The sequence below is a fragment of the Kocuria salsicia genome (genome assembly GCF_007681555.1).
Classification (GTDB): Bacteria; Actinomycetota; Actinomycetes; order Actinomycetales; family Micrococcaceae; genus Kocuria; species Kocuria salsicia.
The window spans coordinates 95,769-114,206 of the sequence record NZ_VELE01000004.1 but is presented as its reverse complement, the minus strand read 5'-3'; the positions used below and the strand labels follow the sequence as shown (position 1 = coordinate 114,206).

Sequence of the window (18,438 nt, the reverse complement as noted above, 5' to 3'; positions counted from 1 at the left end):
ACGGGGGTCAGTCCGCCGGACCGGGCTCGAGCTCGGCGGCGGTGACCGACCCGGCCGTCACCGGCTCCGACGGACGCGGCGGGAGATGACGGTAGAGACTGGTGCGGGTGATCCCGGTCTTGGCCACGATCTCCGCCATCGTGTGCCCGCTCTCGCGCAGATGCGCCGCGTAGGCCAGCTTGTCCGGGTCCACCACCGACGGCCGCCCGATCCGCCGGCCCTTCGCCGCGGCCACCGACCGGGCATGAGCAGCGCGCTCGAGCGTGTACGTGCGTTCCATCTGCCCGAACAACGCCAGCAGCACCACCGCCAGCTGCGCCATCGGATCATTCGGGTTGGTGGAGTCCACCTTGATCGGATCCGCCAGGTTGCGCACCCCCACTCCCCGCTCGGCGAGGTCATGGATCAGGTTCAGGGTGTCGCGCACGGTGCGCCCGAGCCGGTCCAGGGTGTGCACCACGATCACGTCGCCCTCCCGGGCGTAGGCCACGGCCGCGGTCAGCCCGGGACGCTCCGTGGTGGCCCCGGACTTCTTGTCCACATAAATCCGCTCCGGCGCGATCCCGACCTGCCGGAGGGCATCGATCTGTCGATCGAGGTCCTGTTTGGCCGTCGAGACCCGCGCATAGCCCAATTCCATGCAGCCAGCGTACCGGAAGTCGACTCCGTACGGCTTAAACGAGACAACATTATGGGTCTAGCTTTTGGGACTTCAATCGCTATCCATAGTCCACAAGGAGGGATCTCGTCGCCGAGTGTCCCAGTACCTAGGAAGTGGGACGGCCAACGGGGGCCGGTCAAACCAGTGCTCACCTTGATCCGGACCCGTGGATGTCTGTCTCCTCATGGGGACGCCGAGGCGGCCATGTTGTGCGTAGCCGAGCTGATGGCGCTCAGGTGGTGGTGGGTGCCTCCGGGCTGGGTGGATCCGGCAGCACAGCACCTGGGCGCGCATTTTTTCCGGATAGAGCGTCCGGGGCTCTGGATGCCGGGAACCAGATCTGGATCAAGGCCCACCCCACGGCGGTCAACGGCACGGCCAGCACAGCGCCCACGACGCCGGAGAGAATCGCTCCGCCAGCCAGGGCGAGCAGCACTACCAGTGGGTGCAGGCTCAGTGCTCGACCCAGCACCATGGGTTGGAGCACCCTTCCGTCGAGCTGGTTGATGGCCACCACCACCGCCACGACGACCAGTGCGACCACGGGGCCGTTGGCGACCAGGGCCACCAGGACCGCGACGGCACCGATCAGAGCCGCTCCGACGATCGGGATGAATCCGCCCAAGAAGATCAGCACGGCCAAGGGCAACGCCAGCGGCACCCGCAGCACCACGAGGGTCACTCCGATGACTACCGCCTCAAGCAGGGCCACCAGGGCGGTGCCGCGCACATAGCCGCCCAGCACGTGCAGGGTCGTGGTACCCGAGGTCAGTAGCTTCTCCAGGTTCTCACCGTGGAAGCGGCACAGGAAGAACGCCCAGATCTTGGCCCCGTCCTGGAGGAAGAAGTAGAGGATGACGGCCACCAGCACCGCTCCGGTGATCACCTGGGTGGCCGCGAAGATGCCCAGCAGCGCCCCGGCGCCGAACTGGGGGCTGGACGTGAAGTCCACGACGGCGGTGATGGCCTCGTCCAGGGCCTTCTGGCCGATCGGGATCGGGCCCGCGACGATGAACTGACGCAACCGTTCCAGCCCACCCACCGCGGAGAGCACCAGTTCGTCCCATTCGCTGCGCACGGCGAAGACGATGCCGGTGACCACTCCGCCCAGCACCACGATCGCGGCCAGGAAGGTGATCCAGGTGGCCAGCGCCCCGGGCACGCCCCGCCGGCGCAGGAACCCCACAACAGGGTGCAGCGCCGCGGCGAGGATCAAGGCAATCAACAGTGGGATGACGACCAACTTGAGCTGGATCAACCCGTAGACCACCACGACGGTCGCAGTCAGCAGCACCAGTCCCTGCAGCGCACGTATGGTCGCCCGCCCCAACGCATCGGCCCACAGATCACGGGCGTGCGAGACGCTGCGGTGGCGAGGGCTCGTCATGGGAATCCGCCTCCCAGAGATCCTTCGACGACCTGGCTTCAGGATGCGCCCGAGGACAGCGATTGCCAAGCACCGGAAGTCACCGAGGCCATCCGAAGACTCTCGGGACGGCGCCGGGACGGGCCCTCGATCATTGTCCCGTGACTGTTTCGTGGAGGCTCGGTAGTGCCGAAGCCGCCATTTATTTCCGTCAGAAGGCCGCCATTAACCTCCAACAGCCACAAGGAACGACGGCACGCGTAGCGGGCTGTCCCGTAAGACCCGTCCGGTGAACCGTCCGGTGAAGGGAGGCTATGTGACACACTGGGGAGCATGTCCCCGTTGAAGGTCGGCTATGCCCGAGTCTCCACCGACGAGCAGGACCTGACCGCGCAGCGTGACGGACTCGCGGCGTTCGGCGTCGATCCCAAGCGCATCTACGTCGATCACGGGCTCACGGGCCGCAACGCCGACCGTGAGGGCCTGCGGCAGGCGCTGGCTGCCTGTCAGGACGGCGATACGTTCGTGGTCACCAAGCTCGATCGGCTGGCGCGTTCGGTCCGTGATGCCCACCAGATCGCCGACGACCTCGCGGCGCGGGAAGTGAAGCTGAGCATTGCCGGATCGGTGTATGACCCGACCGACCCGATGGGGAAGCTGTTGTTCAACGTGCTGGCGATGGTCGCCGAGTTCGAAGCCGACCTCATCCGTGCCCGCACCCGCGAGGGGATGAAGGTCGCCAAGGCCAAGGGCCGGTTGCGCGGGAAGTCACCGAAACTCACCCCCCGGCAGGAGGCTCACCTCGTCCAGCTACATGCCGCCGACGAGCACACCGTGGGCGAGCTGGCCGAGCTGTTCAGCGTGAGCCGCTCCACGGTCTACCGCGCCCTTCAGCGCGCCGAGCGCGGGCGCGAGAACGTCGTGCAGTAGGTGCATCGTGGACGCTCAAGCGCGGTGGCGAATCCTCAGGCTCCACGTCGAGGACCAGGTGCCCCTTGCGCGCTTAGCTCGCGAGACCGAAGTTGGGCTGCGGACCCTGGAGCGCTGGCACGCCCGCTACCGCGCTGACGGCTACGCCGGACTGGAGACAGCCTCACGGGCGGACGCCGGGACCCGCCGCCTTCCATCCGACCTCGTCGACTTGATCGAGGGCCTGGCACTGAGCAAGCCGCGGCCGGCCATCGCCACGATCCATCGCAAAGTCACCGGCATCTGCGCCGCCCGGAGGTGGCCGGTCCCCTCCTACTCGGTGGTGTGGGACATCGTGCGGACCCTGGATCCCGGCATGGTCACCCTCGCCCTAGAGGGCGCAGCGTCCTACCGCGACAAGCACGAGCTGGTGCTGCGCCGGCAAGCAGAGCTGCCCAACGCGATGTGGCAATCCGATCACACCATGCTCGACATCCTGGTGGTGGGCACCGACGGCAAGCCCGCACGGCCATGGCTGACAACGATCCTGGACGACTGCTCCCGGGCGGTCTGCGGCTACACAGTCTTCCTGGGCGCACCGTCAGCGATGAACACCGCCCTGGCGCTGCGCCAAGCGATCTGGCACAAGACCGACCCGGCCTGGCCGATGTGCGGCCTGCCCGACATGCTCTACGTCGACCACGGCAGCGACTTCACCAGTGACCAGCTCGCCCACACCGCCGTCGACCTCCATATCCGACTGATCCACTCCACCGTCGCCCGACCCCAGGGACGGGGCAAGATCGAGCGGTTCTTCGGCACCATCAACACCGAGCTACTCGCCACCCTGCCCGGACACATCACCGAAGGGGACCCCTGGCCGACATCGAAACTGTCCCTGGCCGACCTCGATAGAGCCCTGGAGGCGTTCTTGGCCACCTACAACGACCGCACGCACAGCGAGCTCGGAACCTCCCCGCGCAGCGCGTGGATCGCCGATGGCTGGCTGCCCCGAATGCCCGACAGCCTGGAAGACCTCGACGGATTGCTGTTGACCGTCGCCAAGACCCGCGTCGTGCGCCGCGATGGCATCCGCTTCCAGGGCCTGCGCTACGTCTCGCCGACTCTGGCCGGCTACGTCGGACGTTCGGTCGTGATCCGCTACGACCCCCGCGACATCACCGAGATCCGCGTCTTCGATCACGACGAATTCGTCTGCAAGGCCGTCAACCAAGAGCACCACGACCAGAAGGTCAGCCTCAAGGAGATCCAGGCCGCGCGCAACGCCCGCCGCCGAGCGCTGCGAGCCGGCATCAACGAACGCATCGCCCTCGTGGCCGCACCTACCGAGACACCACGGATCACCGAAGCACCGACTCCGGCGCCGAGGTCGGCGTTGAAGATCTACAAGGAGGACCTCAGGTGAGTCAGCGCTTCATCGTCACCAAGGAGCACCGCCGCTTCACCGAGTTCGCCGACGCCGTGCGCCGCGGGCACACCATCGGTTTGTGCTTCGGATCAGCCGGCGTAGGAAAGACGCTCTCCGCGCGCCGCTACGCACACTACGAGAAGGCTCATGACCTGCTGACCTACTGGGGGCCGCGCTCCGACAACGACGCCAAGATCTACGCCGCCTTGAACCGGAGCCGCACCGTGCTCTACACCCCCAGCGTGCTGACCACCCCGCGGACCCTGAAGGACGAGCTGACCCAAGCCATCACCCGCACCAACATGTGCATCGAGCAGCACCTCGTACCTCCCGGCACGGCCACTCCCGAGGCCTGGGGATGGCGAGACGGCAGGAACTACGTAGAGCTGATCATCGTCGACGAGGCCGAACGTCTGCGCCCCGCCGCGCTGGAACTGCTGCGCGATCGCTACGACCGCGACGACATCGCCCTGATCCTGATCGGCATGCCCGGCCTGGAGAAGCAGTTCAGCCACTACCCCCAGTTCTACAGCCGAGTCGGCTTCGCCCACCAGTACCGGCCCCTGGGACAAGACGAACTGCTGTTCATCCTCGAGCGACACTGGCGATCCCTCGGCAAGACCCTCGACCCCGACGACTTCACCGACGCCCAAGCCATCGCAGCCATCGCACGGATCACCCGCGGCAACTTCCGGCTCCTCGAACGCCTCTTCCCCCAGATCCAGCGGGTCCTGAAGATCAACGAACTCGACACCATCACCAACGACGTCATCGAAGCCGCACAGAGCACCCTGGTCATCGGTGTCACCTGACCCCGCCACGAAGCGACCGAAGAACTCCGCCATTCAGCAGACGAAGTCACACCCGGCGGACCGTGGCGAGAGGGCTCGAGGTCCCCGCGCCGAGGCCCCGCGGCGCCGACCACGGGAGCGTCCCACCGTCACCCAACAGTGACCCGGCGGTGCTTGCTTGTCCCCCTGCCCGGGGATACTTTCATGTGTAAAGCAAGTGCGGTGGGTTGCCACAGGGCCTTGCCGCGGTGCCAACAGGAAGACAGTGCCACCATGGAGCATCTCTGGCTCGCCCGCACGCCCGGGCACGTCGTGTGCCGCCCAGAGGAGTTTGGCTACCGCACGGACCTCCCGGCGCGCGAGGCACCCGCCAGCCGTAGCCTGCGCGTGGACAAGAACACCGAGGTGGAGCTGCGGGTTGGCCCCGGGCACCACCAGTGCGTGGTCGGCCACCACGGGGACACGTGGATCGAGACCGTGGACGTCTTCGAGGACGCCGCTGCCGGCCTGCCGGTTCTGCGCTACGAGGCCCACCCCACACCCTTCGCCTCGCGCGTGGAGACCGGCTGCATCGTCACCGAGCACTCGCCCCGTGGGCTGCGCAAGGAGCTGCGGCGGCTGTGGGAGACGCTCGAGGCCGCTCCCCTGGCCCTGGCGGTCCAGGATCCCCAGGAACCCGCAGCGGTCACCGCTGCCACGTGCCACGCGGACCTGGTCTCCCGCGCACTGATGTGGTGGACGTGGCGCGTGCTGCCAGAGAGCGGCCACATCCTGCGCACCCGCGCGGAACTGCGGCTGGCGAGGTCGACGGTGCGAGCGGCCGCCTGAGCCCGCGGCACCACTTCTTCACCGTCTTCACCGCGACGTTCCGCGGCCCTGCCCCGCTACCCTGGGCCCAGGGCCGGCGCTCCCGCTCATGCAGGCCGAGCCGGCACCGCCCGGGGCTCAGCTGTCCCGCGGGCGCGCCGGCCTCAGAACGGCGAGGGCGCCGTGTACGGCTCCAGGAGTTCCCGCTGCTCGCGGGTGATCCGCAGCACGGTGCGCGTGGCCGGGACAAACAGCGCGAGCTGGGTCTGGGCGCGGACCACCGGGGCGCCGTCGTCGGAGTCGAGGATCTCGAAACCCAGCACAAGTGTGGCCGCCCTGGCCGAGACCACCCACACGCGCACGTCCACGGGCACGTTGCGGTACTCCAGCGGGCGCAGGTACTTGACCCGGTGCTCCGCGATCAGGGCCTGGGTGCCCTCCGGGAGGACCGAGAACAGCGGGATCCGGGCCGGCAGCACCTGCTCGCCCGTGCCCACGGGAACGCCGAACGCCGCGATCCGCGCCTCCTCCAGCACCCGGATGACCTCCACGTTGTTGACGTGGCCGTAGGGGTCCATGTCTCCCCAGCGCAGGGGAACCTGGCAGGTCACGGCGCGGTCGAGGTGCTCATTCGAACGCATGGGCTGTCTCCTTGCTGGGCGTTCGCCCGGTCGTCACGCGGAACCGGTGTCCGCGCTGCCACTGGGTGAGATGATATCGGCGGCAGATTCGCCGAACAGCCCACGCGGAAGGAACACCTTGGCAGAAACGGCGCCCGGAGAGGGCCCCGCGACGAGACGACGGTGGCCCCTGGTGGTGGTGATCGCCGTGGTGCTGCTGATCGTGCTGTGGCTCGCGGTGTGCCACGCGGTGCTGGACGACCCCCGCGTGGAGCGCCCCGGCGCCTCGGACGCCGTGCTGGTGCTCGGTCCCCCGGACCCCACGCGGGTGGAGTATGCGCAGGACCTCGTCTACAACCAGCACATCGCCAAGACCCTGGTGATCTCCGTGCCGGACGCGGAGGCCTACGACTCCCCCGAGACCGTGGCCTACTACGAGGCACGCTCGTTCTGCAACGAGCACGACGGTGTGGAGGTGATCTGCTTCAAGCCGGACCCCTCCACCACCCAGGGCGAGGCCATCGAGCTGCGCTCCCTCGCGCAGGAGCGCGGCTGGGACACCGTCACCGCGGTGACGTTCACGCAGCACGTCAGCCGATCCCGGTTGATCCTCTCCCGCTGCTACACCGGCGAGCTGCGGATGGCCTCCGTGGACTTCCACCTGACCGGCACGAGCCTGCTCATGCAGTACGTGCACCAGAGCGCCGGGTTCGTGAAGGCCTGGCTCACCCCCGGGTGCGACCAGCAGCTGCCCGGAAACCCCAAGTCCTCCTCCTGAGCCGGCGGTCGCTTATGCGGGTCTGAGCCCCTTCCTAGCCTGGGGTCCTCTCCTTCCCCGAGGTCTTGAGAGGACCACTCCATGCCCAGGTCAGCCCCATGATGGGTCCCAGTCACGCCGCCTGCGGTGCCGCCGCGTGGGTGGCGCTCACCGGCACCTACACCGTGCAGCTCGCAGACGTCTCCATCCCCGTGGGCCTCGGCCTCATGCCCGTGGGCAACGCCGGGGTGATCACCGGCTCGCTGATCTGCGCCGGTGCGGCCCTGCTGCCGGACCTCGACCACCCCGGCGGCACCGTGGCCCGCTCGCTGCCACCGCTGTCCGGGTGGATCGCGAAGGCCACGAGCACGCTGTCCGGGGGTCACCGACGGGCCACCCACTCGCTCGTGGGCCTGGTGTTCGTGATTTTGCTCGCGGTGCTCTCCCAGCGCGCGTCCATCCCCGTGGGGGACGCGCTGCGCTGGCACTCCTTCTCCTGGCCCGGCACCGGCGGCGAGGCGGGTGCGGCCCCGGACGCCGCCGCGTCGCTGCCCGGGCAGGTGTGGCCACTGGCAGCGGTGCTGTCCGTGCTGCTGATCGCGTGCGCCGTGAAGGTGCTGGCGTTCGTGCCGGACCGGCTGGCCCACGCCAACTGGGTGGTGGGCATCCTGCTGGGCGCGTTCGTGGCCACGCACCCGCCCGAGGACCCGCGCTGGTTCGTGGTCGCGGTGGGGCTCGGGTGCGCCGTGCACCTGCTCGGGGACCTGCTCACCACGCAGGGCATCCACCTGCTGTGGCCCCTGCGGATCCCCCTGCCCCTGCCGATCACGTTCTACCGCCGCAGCGCGTTCGTGCGCCTGGCGGTGCTGGGAAACGCCGGTTCCGCACGCGAGATCGCGGTCATCGTGCCCGTCACGCTCTACGCCCTGGCCGGGCTGTGCTGCGCGGCGATCTCCTGGGCGGGGCTGACGGTGAGCGTGTGACGACGGCGCCAGGGTCTGTTGGCGGTTCAGCCGGCCGCGCCGCACGAGGGGACTGACGCGCGGTGGTGGCGGCGCCTCGTCGTCGTGCCCTCGTGCTCTCCCGCGCGGGGTGCCGATTCGCCAAGGTGGCGGGCATCGGGTATTGTTTTCGACGTTGCTCGCAGCCGAAGGCTGAGCGGGCAATGAGCGCGAGTGGCGGAATAGGCAGACGCGCACGGTTCAGGTCCGTGTGCCCGAAAGGGCGTGGGGGTTCAACTCCCCCCTCGCGCACCGCGGGAGGTTCACTTAAGTGTGTGCCTCCAGTTCACAGAACTCCCGATCAGATGCCTCTGATCGGGAGTTCTGTGATTCCGAGCCCGCCTGACACCCGCCCGCACGCCAGTCGCGGTTGCCGAGGCCCGCCAGATCTTCACTCGCACGTGATTTTGGCCATGAGAATGCCCCTGCCCGGGGTTTCCGGGCAGGGGCTATTGCCAGGTGGTCTCAGCACTTGTGGGCCTTGGTGGCTGGCAACCAGTCCGTCGTGTCAGTCGGCGTCCGAGGCGGTGGGTCCTTCGCCCGGTGTGGCCCGGTGCCGCGTTTGGGGGTCCGGGGTCGGCGTGGTGTTCGACCGGCACGACCAGCAGCTTGGGGCTGTGGGTCTGTTGTGTTGGGTGGAGCGGGGGCGCTGATGTCACGGCCGTAGGCCTCGGTGAGGATCCTGACGTTGGTGGCCGCCAGGACCAGTGCTGCCAGTAGCCCAGTCCGCTGAAGGGTTTGCACCCGGATTCCGCCCCGTCGCAGGCCGCCATGGTGAGTTTTGAGGCTGGCGTTGAGGGATTCGACGTGATTGCGTCGACCGTAATCCTTGGCCCATTTCGTGGTGCCATAGAGATGGTCCTGTCGTTCCCGCAGAAAATCATCGGGACCAAGAGTGATGGTGCGCGAGCAGTAGCATTCCCGACCCGCGCAGTTCGTCGTGGGTCTCGACGCGGGATCCAGTCGCATTGAGGCCGGATTGTTCGGGCATCGCACTTTCCCCGTCACGGCCGGGCCGCGGTACCGCTGAGTCCCTCGTTCCCGATCGGGACGACCCAGCCTTGAGAACGCGTAAGGAATTCGATTGTCGTATTCGGCGATGCGCTTCAGTCGATCCTCGACGGTCTGCATCTGCGGAAAGCCCCCTGGATCGCGCATGGATCGGGGAAGGGAATCGATGAAAAGGTGCCCGTCAACGAAGATCGTGCCTGGGACTGGGCCGGGATGGGTGGTCCGTTGGGTGCGATGCAAGTCGATGGTCTGGTCAATACCCCGACGCTGCAGTTCCCTTGCCCAACCCATTGCCAGGCGATATGAGTACCCACGGTCTACGCAAATCCGGTTCACGGCAGCACCTTGTCGTGTGAGGGCATCAATGACCTGGAGTCCGGCCCGGTCGCTGTCGGCACCTGCCGGGCAGATCACCAGCCCCTGGGCCAAAGCTGCCTGGGCGCGTTCCCCTTCTGGCGGGACACCGACGGCGATATGCAGGTTGTATCCGAAGAACGTTTCCTTCGGCTTCAGGTTCTTGCCCGCCCGGTAGCCTTCCCTGGCATCAGGGTCGACGGTGTGCTGCGTTCTTCCATCAGCCCCAAGGATGGGCAGGTCTCCGCCCTTACGTCGCCTCGGGGGCTTCGACGACGGATCTTTCGCGGTTGCTCTCCCTTGCGGCTTGGGGACGCCCCTTTTGGTGTTATTGCGTCCGTGGGGGCTGTAGTGCGACTCCAAATCGGTGGCGTCGATTGCGACGTTTCTGCTACCGAGGAGGTCGTCAGGGATCGGCGCTCGGACGAGGCTCGTGAGCAGATCACTCAGGGGCACACTCGAGCGCAGTTCACCTGTAACAGGGTCAGCCGTTTCGGTTGCGGCGCGGCCGAGTGATTCCACCGCGCCGGTGAGTTGCCGGTATGTCAGCCGCTGGCTGAGCCCGACCCTGGCCCGCTGACTAGGGCTGAGGCGATGGGCGACGTCGCAGGCCCGAGTGCAGTGCAGCTCCCCTGGCCGCTCGAGGGCGTCGATGAGCATCACGGTCAACAGCGTGCGCCAGGAGTGTGTACGACGGCGGCCTGTTGAGGCCGTCATCCGCTGCTGGAGCTCTTCCACGAGCGGCGCTTGCATCGTGGTCACCGCGCGGTTGACGACCTCGTTGGCCACACTGTCCGCCAGCTGCCGCTGTTTACGAGGCACGCGGGCCACCCCGTGGGGACAGGCCGGCTCCTGCCAGCAGGTACCGGTCTTGATCGTCACGGTCCGCGACGTAGGGCAACAACTTCTCGAGCACCGAACCGCTGGACAGCCCCGCGATCGTCATGAACTCCGTGATCCTCACATCCATGGACAGCAGCTGCACCATCCACGTGGTCCGCAGCTGGGCCTGCCGCAACGGAGGCAGGTAAGACGGGATCTCCAGGCTCGAACGCAGCTTGCCCACAGGGTCCCGGGCGTGCGTGTTGTGCGGACCGATCAGCGGGCCCTCCGGGTACTTCTCCGTCAGACGTGCCAGTGCCGGCACGTACTCGATCAATACCGGCACCGTCCGATCACTGAGCACGACGACCCAGAGGCGGGAGTCCTGGGGGTGGACCAGGACATCTGCAGCCGTGACGTGCAGGAGCTCCCCGGCTTTCACCCCAGCCCCGAGTCCGAGGGTCAACATCGCGGTGAAGACCCGGGTCCGCGCCTCGGTCGCCTGGACCTCGGCTGCGGCCCAGTAGCTGGCGATCTCTCGGGCTGTATACGGCGGGGCGATCGGACGCGCCCGCCCCGCCGGGGTGGGCAGCCCGTGCCAGGGCGCCTTGGTCGTGGCATGCCAGGCCAGCCGATGCAAGTAGGACGCCGCCGTAGCGCGGCCGGCCTCCGACCAGCCCGCACCCTCGGCGGTGAGGAACGACTTCACATTGTCCTGGGTGAACACGGCCTCAGGGTCCAGCGGCTGGCCGAGGCGATAGGCCCACACGAGCATGCGCGCGGCGTACCGCAGCGCCTGCCGGGCCGACGACGGCGCCTCATACCCGGCCGCCCTGGTCGCAGCGATCGCGATACCCCGTACATGAGCCCACTCGCCCGAGGAGATCAGCTCAGGATCCGGCGCATACGCCTCAAGGACTTCCTCGGCAGTGCCCGCGACGCCGCCGGCGACTCGGATCGGCCTCACCACCCCCACCACCCGCGCAGATCTGCATGGGGTTGAGGACTCATGGCGACCGGTCGCGAGGAAACTCTGCGACGGTCTATGGGAAGAATTTGGGTACGCGCAGACCACGCGCCCCCTTGCCACCACCGAGAACGAGCATTATGGCGGATTCAAGCGGTCAGTGCAACGAGTCCTGTGAGATGAGGCAGTCACTGATCACAGGAGGATCCGGATGCAGGGCAGGCACGGTCATCTCCGCCGGGAGCAGAAGCAGCTCGCGCTCAGGCTGCACGGGAAGGGCTGGCGGCTGGTCGACATCGCGAAGGAGATCAGCTGCAGCGCGCCGCTGGTCGGCATCATGGCCCGCACCGGCAGGCACCTTGACGCCAGGCCGTTTGGGTGGGAGCCACGTCAGGGCTGTCTGACGATCGACGAGCGCGAGCAGATCCTGCTCGGGATCAATCGCGGCGATACCTTCACCGCGATCGCAGAGCAGCTGGGGCGTGCGGTGTCGACCGTCAGCCGTGAGGTGAAGCGCGGTGGGGGTCGCTGCGGCTACTCGGCGTGGCGTGGTCATGAACGTGCCCGCGATCAGGCGCGTCGACCGAAGCCGTTCAAGCTTGCGTCGGGCCGGCTGCTCGAGGAGGTCGCCAGCCGGCTGGAGCAACTGTGGTCACCTGAGGAGATCGCAGCGCGCCTGCGGTTGGATCACGCCGACGACCCGGAGATGCGCGTGAGCCACGAGACGATCTACCAGTCGCTGTTCGTGCAGGGCCGAGGCGAACTGCGCCGTGAGCTGGCGCGGTGCCTGCGGTCCGGAAGAGCGGCCCGCAAGCCCCGCGGAACCACGGACGGTCGCGGCCGCATCCCCGGCATGATCATGCTCAGCGAGCGCCCCGCAGAAGCCGACGACCGCGCCGTGCCAGGCCACTGGGAAGGAGATCTCATCCTCGGCGAGGGCAGCCGCAGCGCCATCGGCACGCTCGTTGAGCGCTCGACGCGAATGACACTGCTGCTGCACCTGCCCGACGGCAAGAGCGCCGAGCAGGTCGAGGCCGCGATGCGCGCCGCAATCAGCAAGCTGCCGTCCTCGTTGATTCGAACGATCACCTGGGACCAAGGCGCGGAGATGTCCAAGCACGCCGCGTTCACCATCGCCACAGGAATCCCGATCTACTTCTGCGATCCCTACTCGCCCTGGCAGCGGGGGAGCAACGAGAACACCAACGGCCTGCTGCGCCAGTACCTGCCCAAAGGCACCGACCTGAGCGTCGTCAGCCGCGAGGAGTTGGACGCGATCCAGGACAGCCTCAACGGACGCCCCCGCAAGACGCTGGGCTATCTGACACCATCAGAGAAGCTCGCAGAGTTCCTTGCGCCCACCGCTTGAATGCGCCATCTCATTGGCGCGGCGGGCTTCGGCGAGTTCTCGACGCAGCCTGCGATTCTCTTCGCCCAGGCTCTCGTCAGTGGCGGGTGCCGGTGTCGCCTTGCTTGCTGTGATGGCTTGGTTGCACCAGGCGCGCAGGGTCTCTGGGCCGCAGCCCAGCGACTCGGCCACGACTCGGATGGAGGCCGCGCGTGGTCCGCCCTCGGTGGCTTGGCGGTCGAAGACCATCCGCACGGCGCGTTCGCGGAACTCGGGGGTGAACTTCTTGGGCATGATCCGATTCTCCTTCAGGAAGCTCGGAACCAAACCCAGGGCGCTTCACAGGCTAGCGCCCCACTGAGGGTTCCGGCAGGTGAGTCCGCCATGGGGATCTCGAGCGCGGACAAGCTCTCACAGGGTCGCTGGGGGCAGTGAATTAGTTGTTACCCCTCTGTAACCGGCCGGGTCGGCTGGGTGAAACAGCCTGCCCGTAGGTTTCTTCGTAATGGTGACGACCGAAGGAGCCACGCATGTCACTGGATACGCGGCAACAAGGTCTGCTGGATGACCTTGACACACTCGCTGTCGATGAACCGTTACGGCACCGGCCCAACCGGTGGATCGACGGATACAACCCCGAGAACGAGACACAGTGGAATCGTGAGGGCCGGGGCATTGCCCGCCGGAACCTGAACTGGTCCATTTATGTCGAGTTCTTGGGTTTCGTGGTGTGGCAGCTTTGGTCCGTGGCCGTGGTGGCCATGCCCGCGGCCGGTTTCTCGCTGAGCACCTCGCAGCAGTTCTGGCTGATCTCGGTGCCCAGCCTCGTGGGCGCCACCATGCGTTTCCCGTACACGTTCATGGTTCCGATTTTCGGTGGCCGCATGTGGACGGTCATCTCCGCCCTGCTGCTCCTGCTGCCGGTCGTAGGCATGGGGATGTGCCTGGGCAACCCGGACACCCCGTTCGGTGTGCTGCTGGCGGTGGCCGCGCTCGCCGGTTTCGGTGGCGGCAACTTTGCCTCGTCGATGACCAACATCACCTACTACTTCCCGGCCAAGGAGAAGGGCTGGGCGCTGGGTCTGAACGCGGCCGGCGGAAACCTGGGCTCGGCCGTCGCGCAGTTCACCGTGCCGATTGTCATCACCGCCGGTGGTGTGCTGTTGACCGGTGGCCCTATGGTCAGCCTGGCCGGCTGGTTCTGGGTTCCGTTCATCCTGCTGGGTGCGGTTGGCGCGTACTACTGCATGAACAGTCTCTCCCACGCCACCGCGGACGTCAGCTCGTATCTGGCCGCCCTCAAACATGGGCAGTTGTGGGTCATCGCGGTGCTCTACATCGGTACTTTCGGGTCGTTCATGGGCTTCGCCAGTGTGTTCCCCAAGCTCATCGCGGACACGTTTCCGCAGTTCTCCGCCTTCACCATCGGCGCGGCCACACTGTCCCTGGCGTTCCTCGGCGCGCTGGTCGGTTCCCTGGCTCGTCCCTACGGTGGGAAGCTGGCCGACAAATTCGGCGGTGCCCGCCCGACGATCGCAGCGTTCGCTGTCATGGCCATCATGGCGCTGGCGATCATCGGGCTGCTGCGGCTGGGTAACTTCTGGCTGTTCCTGTTGGGCTTCCTGGTCCTCTTTATCGCCTCCGGCATGGGTAACGGTTCGACCTACCGGATGATCCCCACCGCGTTCTCGCTGGCCTACGGCGACGACCAGAAAGCCACGCGCGCCGCGGCGTCGTCGTTGGGCATCATTTCCGCGATCGGTGCCTACGGCGGGTTCCTGATCCCGCAGGTACTTCGCATCGTCCACGAGAACACGGGCGGGTACGACGGCGCATTTATCGGTTTTGCCGCCGGGTACCTGGTGCTGCTGGCCATCACGTGGGGCGTCTACGCCCGCAAGGGCACCACGTTCGGAGACGGTCGTGTCTGAATCCCTCATCACCCAAGAACCGCCCGCGAGCCACGGGGTGGCCAGCCATTGCCCGTACTGCGCCCTGCAGTGCGCCATGACACTGACCCCCAACTCGGACGCGAGCGAACCCGTGACGGTGACCGGGCGCGAGTTCCCGACCAACCGCGGCGGACTGTGCCGCAAGGGCAGCTCCGCGGCCAAGGTCCTGGGCCTGGGGGATCGGATCACCCAGCCGATGATCCGCACGGCCCACGGACTGGAACCCACCACGTGGGACCACGCGCTGACAGCGATCACCGAGGCGATCCGGGGCACCCAGCGTGAGCACGGCCGCGACGCGGTGGGGATCTTCGGAGCCGGTGGGCTCACCAACGAGAAGGCCTACGCACTGGGCAAGTTCGCCCGCGCGGTGCTGCGAACCAGTCGGATCGACTACAACGGCCGGTTCTGCATGTCTTCGGCGGCGGCCGCCGGTAACCGGGCCTTCGGTTTGGACCGCGGCCTACCGTTCCCACTGACCGATCTGGACCGCGCGCACGCCGTGCTACTGATCGGCTCCAATGTGGCGGACACCATGCCCCCGTTCGTCCAGCACCTGGCCTCCGCGCGGGAGCACGGCGGGCTGTTCGTGATCGACCCGCGCGAGTCCGCCACCGCGGACCTGACCCGCTCGGAGGAACGCGAGTGCGGGATCCACCTGGCACCGACCCCCGGAACCGACCAGGAACTACTGCTGGGCCTGATCCACGTGGTCATTGCCGAGGGCCTCTACGACGCCGCCTACGTGGCCTCCCGCACCAATGGTTTCGCCCGGCTCAAGCGCACCGCCCAGCGCTACTGGCCTGAACACGTCCAGAGCCTCACCGGTGTCCCCGCCGCCAAGATCCGGGCGGTCGCCCGCGGGCTGGCCACGGCCAAGGACAGAGGCGCGTTCGTCCTGACCGGGCGCGGCGTGGAACAGCACACCAATGGCTCGGACACCACCAGCCTCGCCATCAACCTGGCCTTGCTGCTGGGGCTGCCGGGCCGCGAACCCGGCGGGTACGGCACCGTGACCGGGCAGGGCAACGGCCAGGGCGGGCGCGAACACGGTCAGAAGTGCGATCAGCTGCCCGGCTACCGTTCCATCAACGACCCGCAGGCCCGAGCGCACGTGGCCTCGGTGTGGGGCATCGATGAGCAAGACATCCCCGGTCCGGGGATTGACGCCACCCAACTGTTGCTCTCGTGCGGCACCGACCACGGGGTGCGCACACTGATGATTCACGGCTCCAACCCCGTGGTCTCCGCCCCGAATGCCACACGGGTGACCCGTGCACTGGCCGACCTGGATTTCCTGGTGGTCAGTGACTTCGTGCTGTCGGAGACCGCTCAGCTGGCGCACGTGATCCTGCCGGTGGCGCAGTGGGCGGAGGAAGAAGGCACCATGACCAACCTGGAGGGCCGGGTCATCCGCCGTCGTAGGGCGCTGCCGTTGCCCGGCGCCGCGCGCGACGAGCTGGCCGTGCTGGCCGAGCTGAGCACCCGGTTGGGTTCCACCATGTTCTTCGGAACGGCGGAGCAGATGTTCGAGGAGCTCACCCGAGCCTCGGCCGGTGGCCGCGCGGACTACTCGGGTCTCAGCTACGACCTGCTCGACCAGGAGAGGGCGTGCTATTGGCCCTACCCGGCGGGCAGCGCGGGCACACCGCGCCTGTTCCGGGACTCGTTCCCCACCGCGGACGGCCGTGCCACCCTGGCGGACGTGTCCCCCCGGGCGATTGCCGAGCGGATCTTCGACGGGGCCGAGCTGACCCTGATCACAGGCCGCCTGCTGGGCCACTACCAGTCGGGTGCCCAAACTCGACGGGTCCCGGAACTGCTCGCCTCGGATCCTGACGGGCGAGTCGAGATCAACCCGGAGACCGCCCACCTCTACGGGGTGGTCGAGGGGCAGCTGCTCACTTTGCACAACGAGCGGGGAACCGTGCAGGCCCGGGCTCGGCTGTCCCGACAGATCCGCCGCGACACCCTGTTCATGCCCTTCCACTTCGCAGGGTCCAACAGTGTGAACCGTTTGGTCTCCTCGGCCACGGACCCGCTGTCCAAGATGCCGGAATTCAAAGCCACCCGCGTGTGGGTGTCCCAGGAGGAACAGTGCGTCGCATAGTCATCATCGGTTTCGGCCCGGTGGCCGCCCGCCTGATCGAAGAACTCGAGGAACCCCTTGCCCAGAGCCGGGTGCACGTGTGCGTGATCGGGAGCGAGCCGGAAGGTGCCTACAACCGCATCCTGCTGGCCAACCTGGTCACCGGGCATAGCACCCCGCAAGACCTGGACCTCGCGTGCGATGAGACCAACTTCCCGGAGGGGGTAACGTTCCTCACGGGTACCACGCTCAGCGACATTTCCTTGGACGGGCAGTACCTTCACACCACTGATGACCGGTTGATCTCCTTTGACGATCTGATCTTCGCCACCGGAGCGCGCGCCGTTCTGCCGCGGGTCCCCGGATTGGACGTTCTGGACACGGATCCGTGCCACCTGGATTCCATCCCCCTACCCGGAGTGCACCCCTTGCGGGACATGTCCGACGCTCGGCGGTTACGCGAGGTGGTCGAGACGGGCCAGGATGTCCTGGTCCTCGGCGGTGGGATTCTGGGGATCGAGCTTGCGCTCAACCTTGTCGAGCACGGAGTGCAGGTGAGCTTGATCCACCGTGGGCAGGACCTGATGCCGCGGCAGCTGGATCCTGACGCCAGCCGAATGCTGGCCCACGTGCTGAGGCAGGCCGGTATCCAGGTGATCCCCGGGGGCATCAACGGCGTGCGCAGTGAGGGTGGTCGCTTCACGGGGGTCGTCTTGGACGATGGAACCGTGCGAGAAGCCGGCGCGTTGATTCCGGCCATCGGAGCGCAGCCCCGTACCGAGTGGGCCAAGAAGGTGCGGCTACCGACCCATCGTGGGATTTTGGTCGATCATCAGTTGCGGGTCCACGGCACCTCGAACATCTACGCGATCGGTGACTGCGCGGAGGTGCTGTGCAGCAATCCCGTGTGCCCAGAATGTATGGCTATCGACTACCAGGATTCCGCCCCGAGCGGGCTGATCGGCCCGGGGTGGCAGCAGGCGCAAGCCCTGGCGGACATTCTGGACGGCACCCACAACCGCGTTCCTTCACAGGTGTCGCAACTGATCACCATGAAGTCGCAGGCCGTGAGCCTCACCGCTGCGGGCTCGGTGCACGCTCGAGCCTTCGAGCAGCCGAGAGTCGACGTGGCCACCTGGGAGGACCCACGCACCGGGCGTTACCTCAAGGTGGTCTCGCGCGATCGGAACATCCTCGGATTCGTGGCTCTGGGGGCGCCGGAGGCCGGTGCCGAACTGGCCATGCTGTTCGAACGATCCGGTGCCGCCCCGGGTGACCCTTCCGTGTTGCTTGCCGCGGACACCCCGAGCGGCGCGGATACCGCACCGGAACTGACCCCGGAGTCCATCATCTGCCGGTGTGCGGGGGTGGCCCTGGCACCCATTCAGCAGGCCGTGTCCGCCGGAGCCACCACCGTGGCCGAAGTCTCCAAATGTTCCCGCGCCGGCACCGGTTGCGGCGGGTGCAAGGACAAACTCGAATCCGTGGTCTCCCAAGCCATGGCAGCCTGAGCCGCCACACCGACCACTTGTATGCACCACAGTCGCCAAGGAG

16 protein-coding genes and 1 tRNA gene are annotated in these 18,438 nt (G+C 67.4%); 11 read left to right on the top strand and 6 right to left on the bottom strand.

Going from position 1 to position 18,438, the window contains the following annotated elements; all coding sequences use genetic code 11:
- Positions 1–7 precede the first annotated feature (7 nt).
- Together FS770_RS08405 and FS770_RS08400 are read right to left on the bottom strand one after the other, a co-directional pair.
- Positions 8–640, bottom strand: a complete 633-nt coding sequence (locus FS770_RS08405; RefSeq protein WP_058857604.1) for a recombinase family protein — start codon at positions 638–640, stop codon at positions 8–10.
- Positions 641–893: 253 nt separating this feature from the next.
- Positions 894–2,048: an AI-2E family transporter gene (locus tag FS770_RS08400; RefSeq protein WP_144943289.1), complete on the bottom strand. Its 1,155-nt coding sequence runs from the start codon at positions 2,046–2,048 to the stop codon at positions 894–896.
- 312 nt (positions 2,049–2,360) lie between these two features.
- Here FS770_RS08400 and FS770_RS08395 point away from each other — a divergent pair, with 312 nt between their 5' ends.
- The 4 genes from FS770_RS08395 (at position 2,361) to FS770_RS08380 (ending at position 5,984) form a co-directional block, all read left to right on the top strand.
- A complete protein-coding gene (locus tag FS770_RS08395; protein ID WP_145011131.1) occupies positions 2,361–2,957 on the top strand; it encodes a recombinase family protein in 597 nt (198 codons plus the stop codon).
- 7 nt (positions 2,958–2,964) lie between these two features.
- On the top strand, positions 2,965–4,362 hold the full coding sequence (locus FS770_RS08390; RefSeq protein ID WP_145011128.1) for a Mu transposase C-terminal domain-containing protein: 1,398 nt from the start codon (positions 2,965–2,967) through the stop codon (positions 4,360–4,362).
- Entirely contained in the window at positions 4,359–5,177 is an 819-nt protein-coding gene (locus FS770_RS08385; protein ID WP_145011125.1) for an AAA family ATPase, read from the top strand. Before FS770_RS08390 ends, FS770_RS08385 begins: the two co-directional genes overlap by 4 nt.
- A 252-nt stretch (positions 5,178–5,429) precedes the next feature.
- On the top strand, positions 5,430–5,984 hold the full coding sequence (locus FS770_RS08380) for a DUF2617 family protein (protein WP_144943293.1): 555 nt from the start codon (positions 5,430–5,432) through the stop codon (positions 5,982–5,984).
- A gap of 143 nt (positions 5,985–6,127) precedes the next feature.
- Here FS770_RS08380 and FS770_RS08375 read toward each other — a convergent pair whose 3' ends face one another.
- Positions 6,128–6,604 carry an acyl-CoA thioesterase gene (locus tag FS770_RS08375; protein ID WP_145011122.1) on the bottom strand — a complete coding sequence of 159 codons (477 nt, stop codon included), beginning with the start codon at positions 6,602–6,604 and terminating at the stop codon, positions 6,128–6,130.
- 118 nt (positions 6,605–6,722) lie between these two features.
- Between FS770_RS08375 and FS770_RS08370 the strand changes: the two genes are divergently transcribed.
- From FS770_RS08370 to FS770_RS08360, 3 genes are all read left to right on the top strand, one after another.
- Positions 6,723–7,361, top strand: coding sequence for a YdcF family protein (locus FS770_RS08370; protein ID WP_232300204.1), 639 nt, complete (start codon positions 6,723–6,725; stop codon positions 7,359–7,361).
- A 98-nt stretch (positions 7,362–7,459) separates the two neighbouring features.
- Positions 7,460–8,323, top strand: a complete 864-nt coding sequence (locus FS770_RS08365; RefSeq protein WP_145011119.1) for a metal-dependent hydrolase — start codon at positions 7,460–7,462, stop codon at positions 8,321–8,323.
- Positions 8,324–8,509: 186 nt separating this feature from the next.
- Positions 8,510–8,593: transfer RNA gene (locus FS770_RS08360), tRNA-Leu, on the top strand.
- 213 nt (positions 8,594–8,806) lie between these two features.
- Here FS770_RS08360 and FS770_RS08355 read toward each other — a convergent pair.
- Positions 8,807–10,588 carry a hypothetical protein gene (locus tag FS770_RS08355; RefSeq protein ID WP_144943296.1) on the bottom strand — a complete coding sequence of 594 codons (1,782 nt, stop codon included), beginning with the start codon at positions 10,586–10,588 and terminating at the stop codon, positions 8,807–8,809.
- On the bottom strand, positions 10,518–11,495 hold the full coding sequence (locus FS770_RS08350; protein WP_144943297.1) for a hypothetical protein: 978 nt from the start codon (positions 11,493–11,495) through the stop codon (positions 10,518–10,520). Before FS770_RS08350 ends, FS770_RS08355 begins: the two co-directional genes overlap by 71 nt.
- A gap of 211 nt (positions 11,496–11,706) precedes the next feature.
- Here FS770_RS08350 and FS770_RS08345 point away from each other — a divergent pair, with 211 nt between their 5' ends.
- Positions 11,707–12,864 carry an IS30 family transposase gene (locus tag FS770_RS08345; protein ID WP_144943298.1) on the top strand — a complete coding sequence of 386 codons (1,158 nt, stop codon included), beginning with the start codon at positions 11,707–11,709 and terminating at the stop codon, positions 12,862–12,864.
- Here the strand turns inward: FS770_RS08345 and FS770_RS08340 are convergent.
- Positions 12,826–13,137 (bottom strand): transposase, encoded by a 312-nt coding sequence (locus FS770_RS08340; RefSeq protein WP_145011116.1) that lies wholly within the window; start codon positions 13,135–13,137, stop codon positions 12,826–12,828. The genes FS770_RS08345 and FS770_RS08340 overlap by 39 nt on opposite strands.
- A 236-nt stretch (positions 13,138–13,373) precedes the next feature.
- Between FS770_RS08340 and FS770_RS08335 the strand changes: the two genes are divergently transcribed.
- The 3 genes from FS770_RS08335 to FS770_RS08325 are packed head-to-tail and all read left to right on the top strand — an operon-like array spanning position 13,374 to position 18,395.
- Positions 13,374–14,774 (top strand): MFS transporter, encoded by a 1,401-nt coding sequence (locus FS770_RS08335; protein ID WP_085108723.1) that lies wholly within the window; start codon positions 13,374–13,376, stop codon positions 14,772–14,774.
- A complete protein-coding gene (locus FS770_RS08330) occupies positions 14,767–16,905 on the top strand; it encodes a molybdopterin oxidoreductase family protein (RefSeq protein ID WP_280525937.1) in 2,139 nt (712 codons plus the stop codon). The genes FS770_RS08335 and FS770_RS08330 overlap by 8 nt, the downstream gene beginning before the upstream one ends.
- Positions 16,893–18,395 (top strand): FAD-dependent oxidoreductase, encoded by a 1,503-nt coding sequence (locus FS770_RS08325; RefSeq protein ID WP_144943451.1) that lies wholly within the window; start codon positions 16,893–16,895, stop codon positions 18,393–18,395. Before FS770_RS08330 ends, FS770_RS08325 begins: the two co-directional genes overlap by 13 nt.
- Positions 18,396–18,438 lie beyond the last annotated feature (43 nt).

Bases quoted from the DNA above. Each gene is read 5' to 3' on its own strand.
- FS770_RS08340 (WP_145011116.1), bottom strand. From the start codon at position 13,137: ATGCCCAAGAAGTTCACCCCCGAGTTCCGCGAACGCGCCGTGCGGATG.
- FS770_RS08405 (WP_058857604.1), bottom strand. From the start codon at position 640: ATGGAATTGGGCTATGCGCGGGTCTCGACGGCCAAACAGGACCTCGAT.
- FS770_RS08395 (WP_145011131.1), top strand. From the start codon at position 2,361: ATGTCCCCGTTGAAGGTCGGCTATGCCCGAGTCTCCACCGACGAGCAG.
- FS770_RS08380 (WP_144943293.1), top strand. From the start codon at position 5,430: ATGGAGCATCTCTGGCTCGCCCGCACGCCCGGGCACGTCGTGTGCCGC.
- FS770_RS08335 (WP_085108723.1), top strand. From the start codon at position 13,374: ATGTCACTGGATACGCGGCAACAAGGTCTGCTGGATGACCTTGACACA.
- FS770_RS08400 (WP_144943289.1), bottom strand. From the start codon at position 2,048: ATGACGAGCCCTCGCCACCGCAGCGTCTCGCACGCCCGTGATCTGTGG.
- FS770_RS08345 (WP_144943298.1), top strand. From the start codon at position 11,707: ATGCAGGGCAGGCACGGTCATCTCCGCCGGGAGCAGAAGCAGCTCGCG.
- FS770_RS08375 (WP_145011122.1), bottom strand. From the start codon at position 6,604: ATGCGTTCGAATGAGCACCTCGACCGCGCCGTGACCTGCCAGGTTCCC.
- FS770_RS08365 (WP_145011119.1), top strand. From the start codon at position 7,460: ATGATGGGTCCCAGTCACGCCGCCTGCGGTGCCGCCGCGTGGGTGGCG.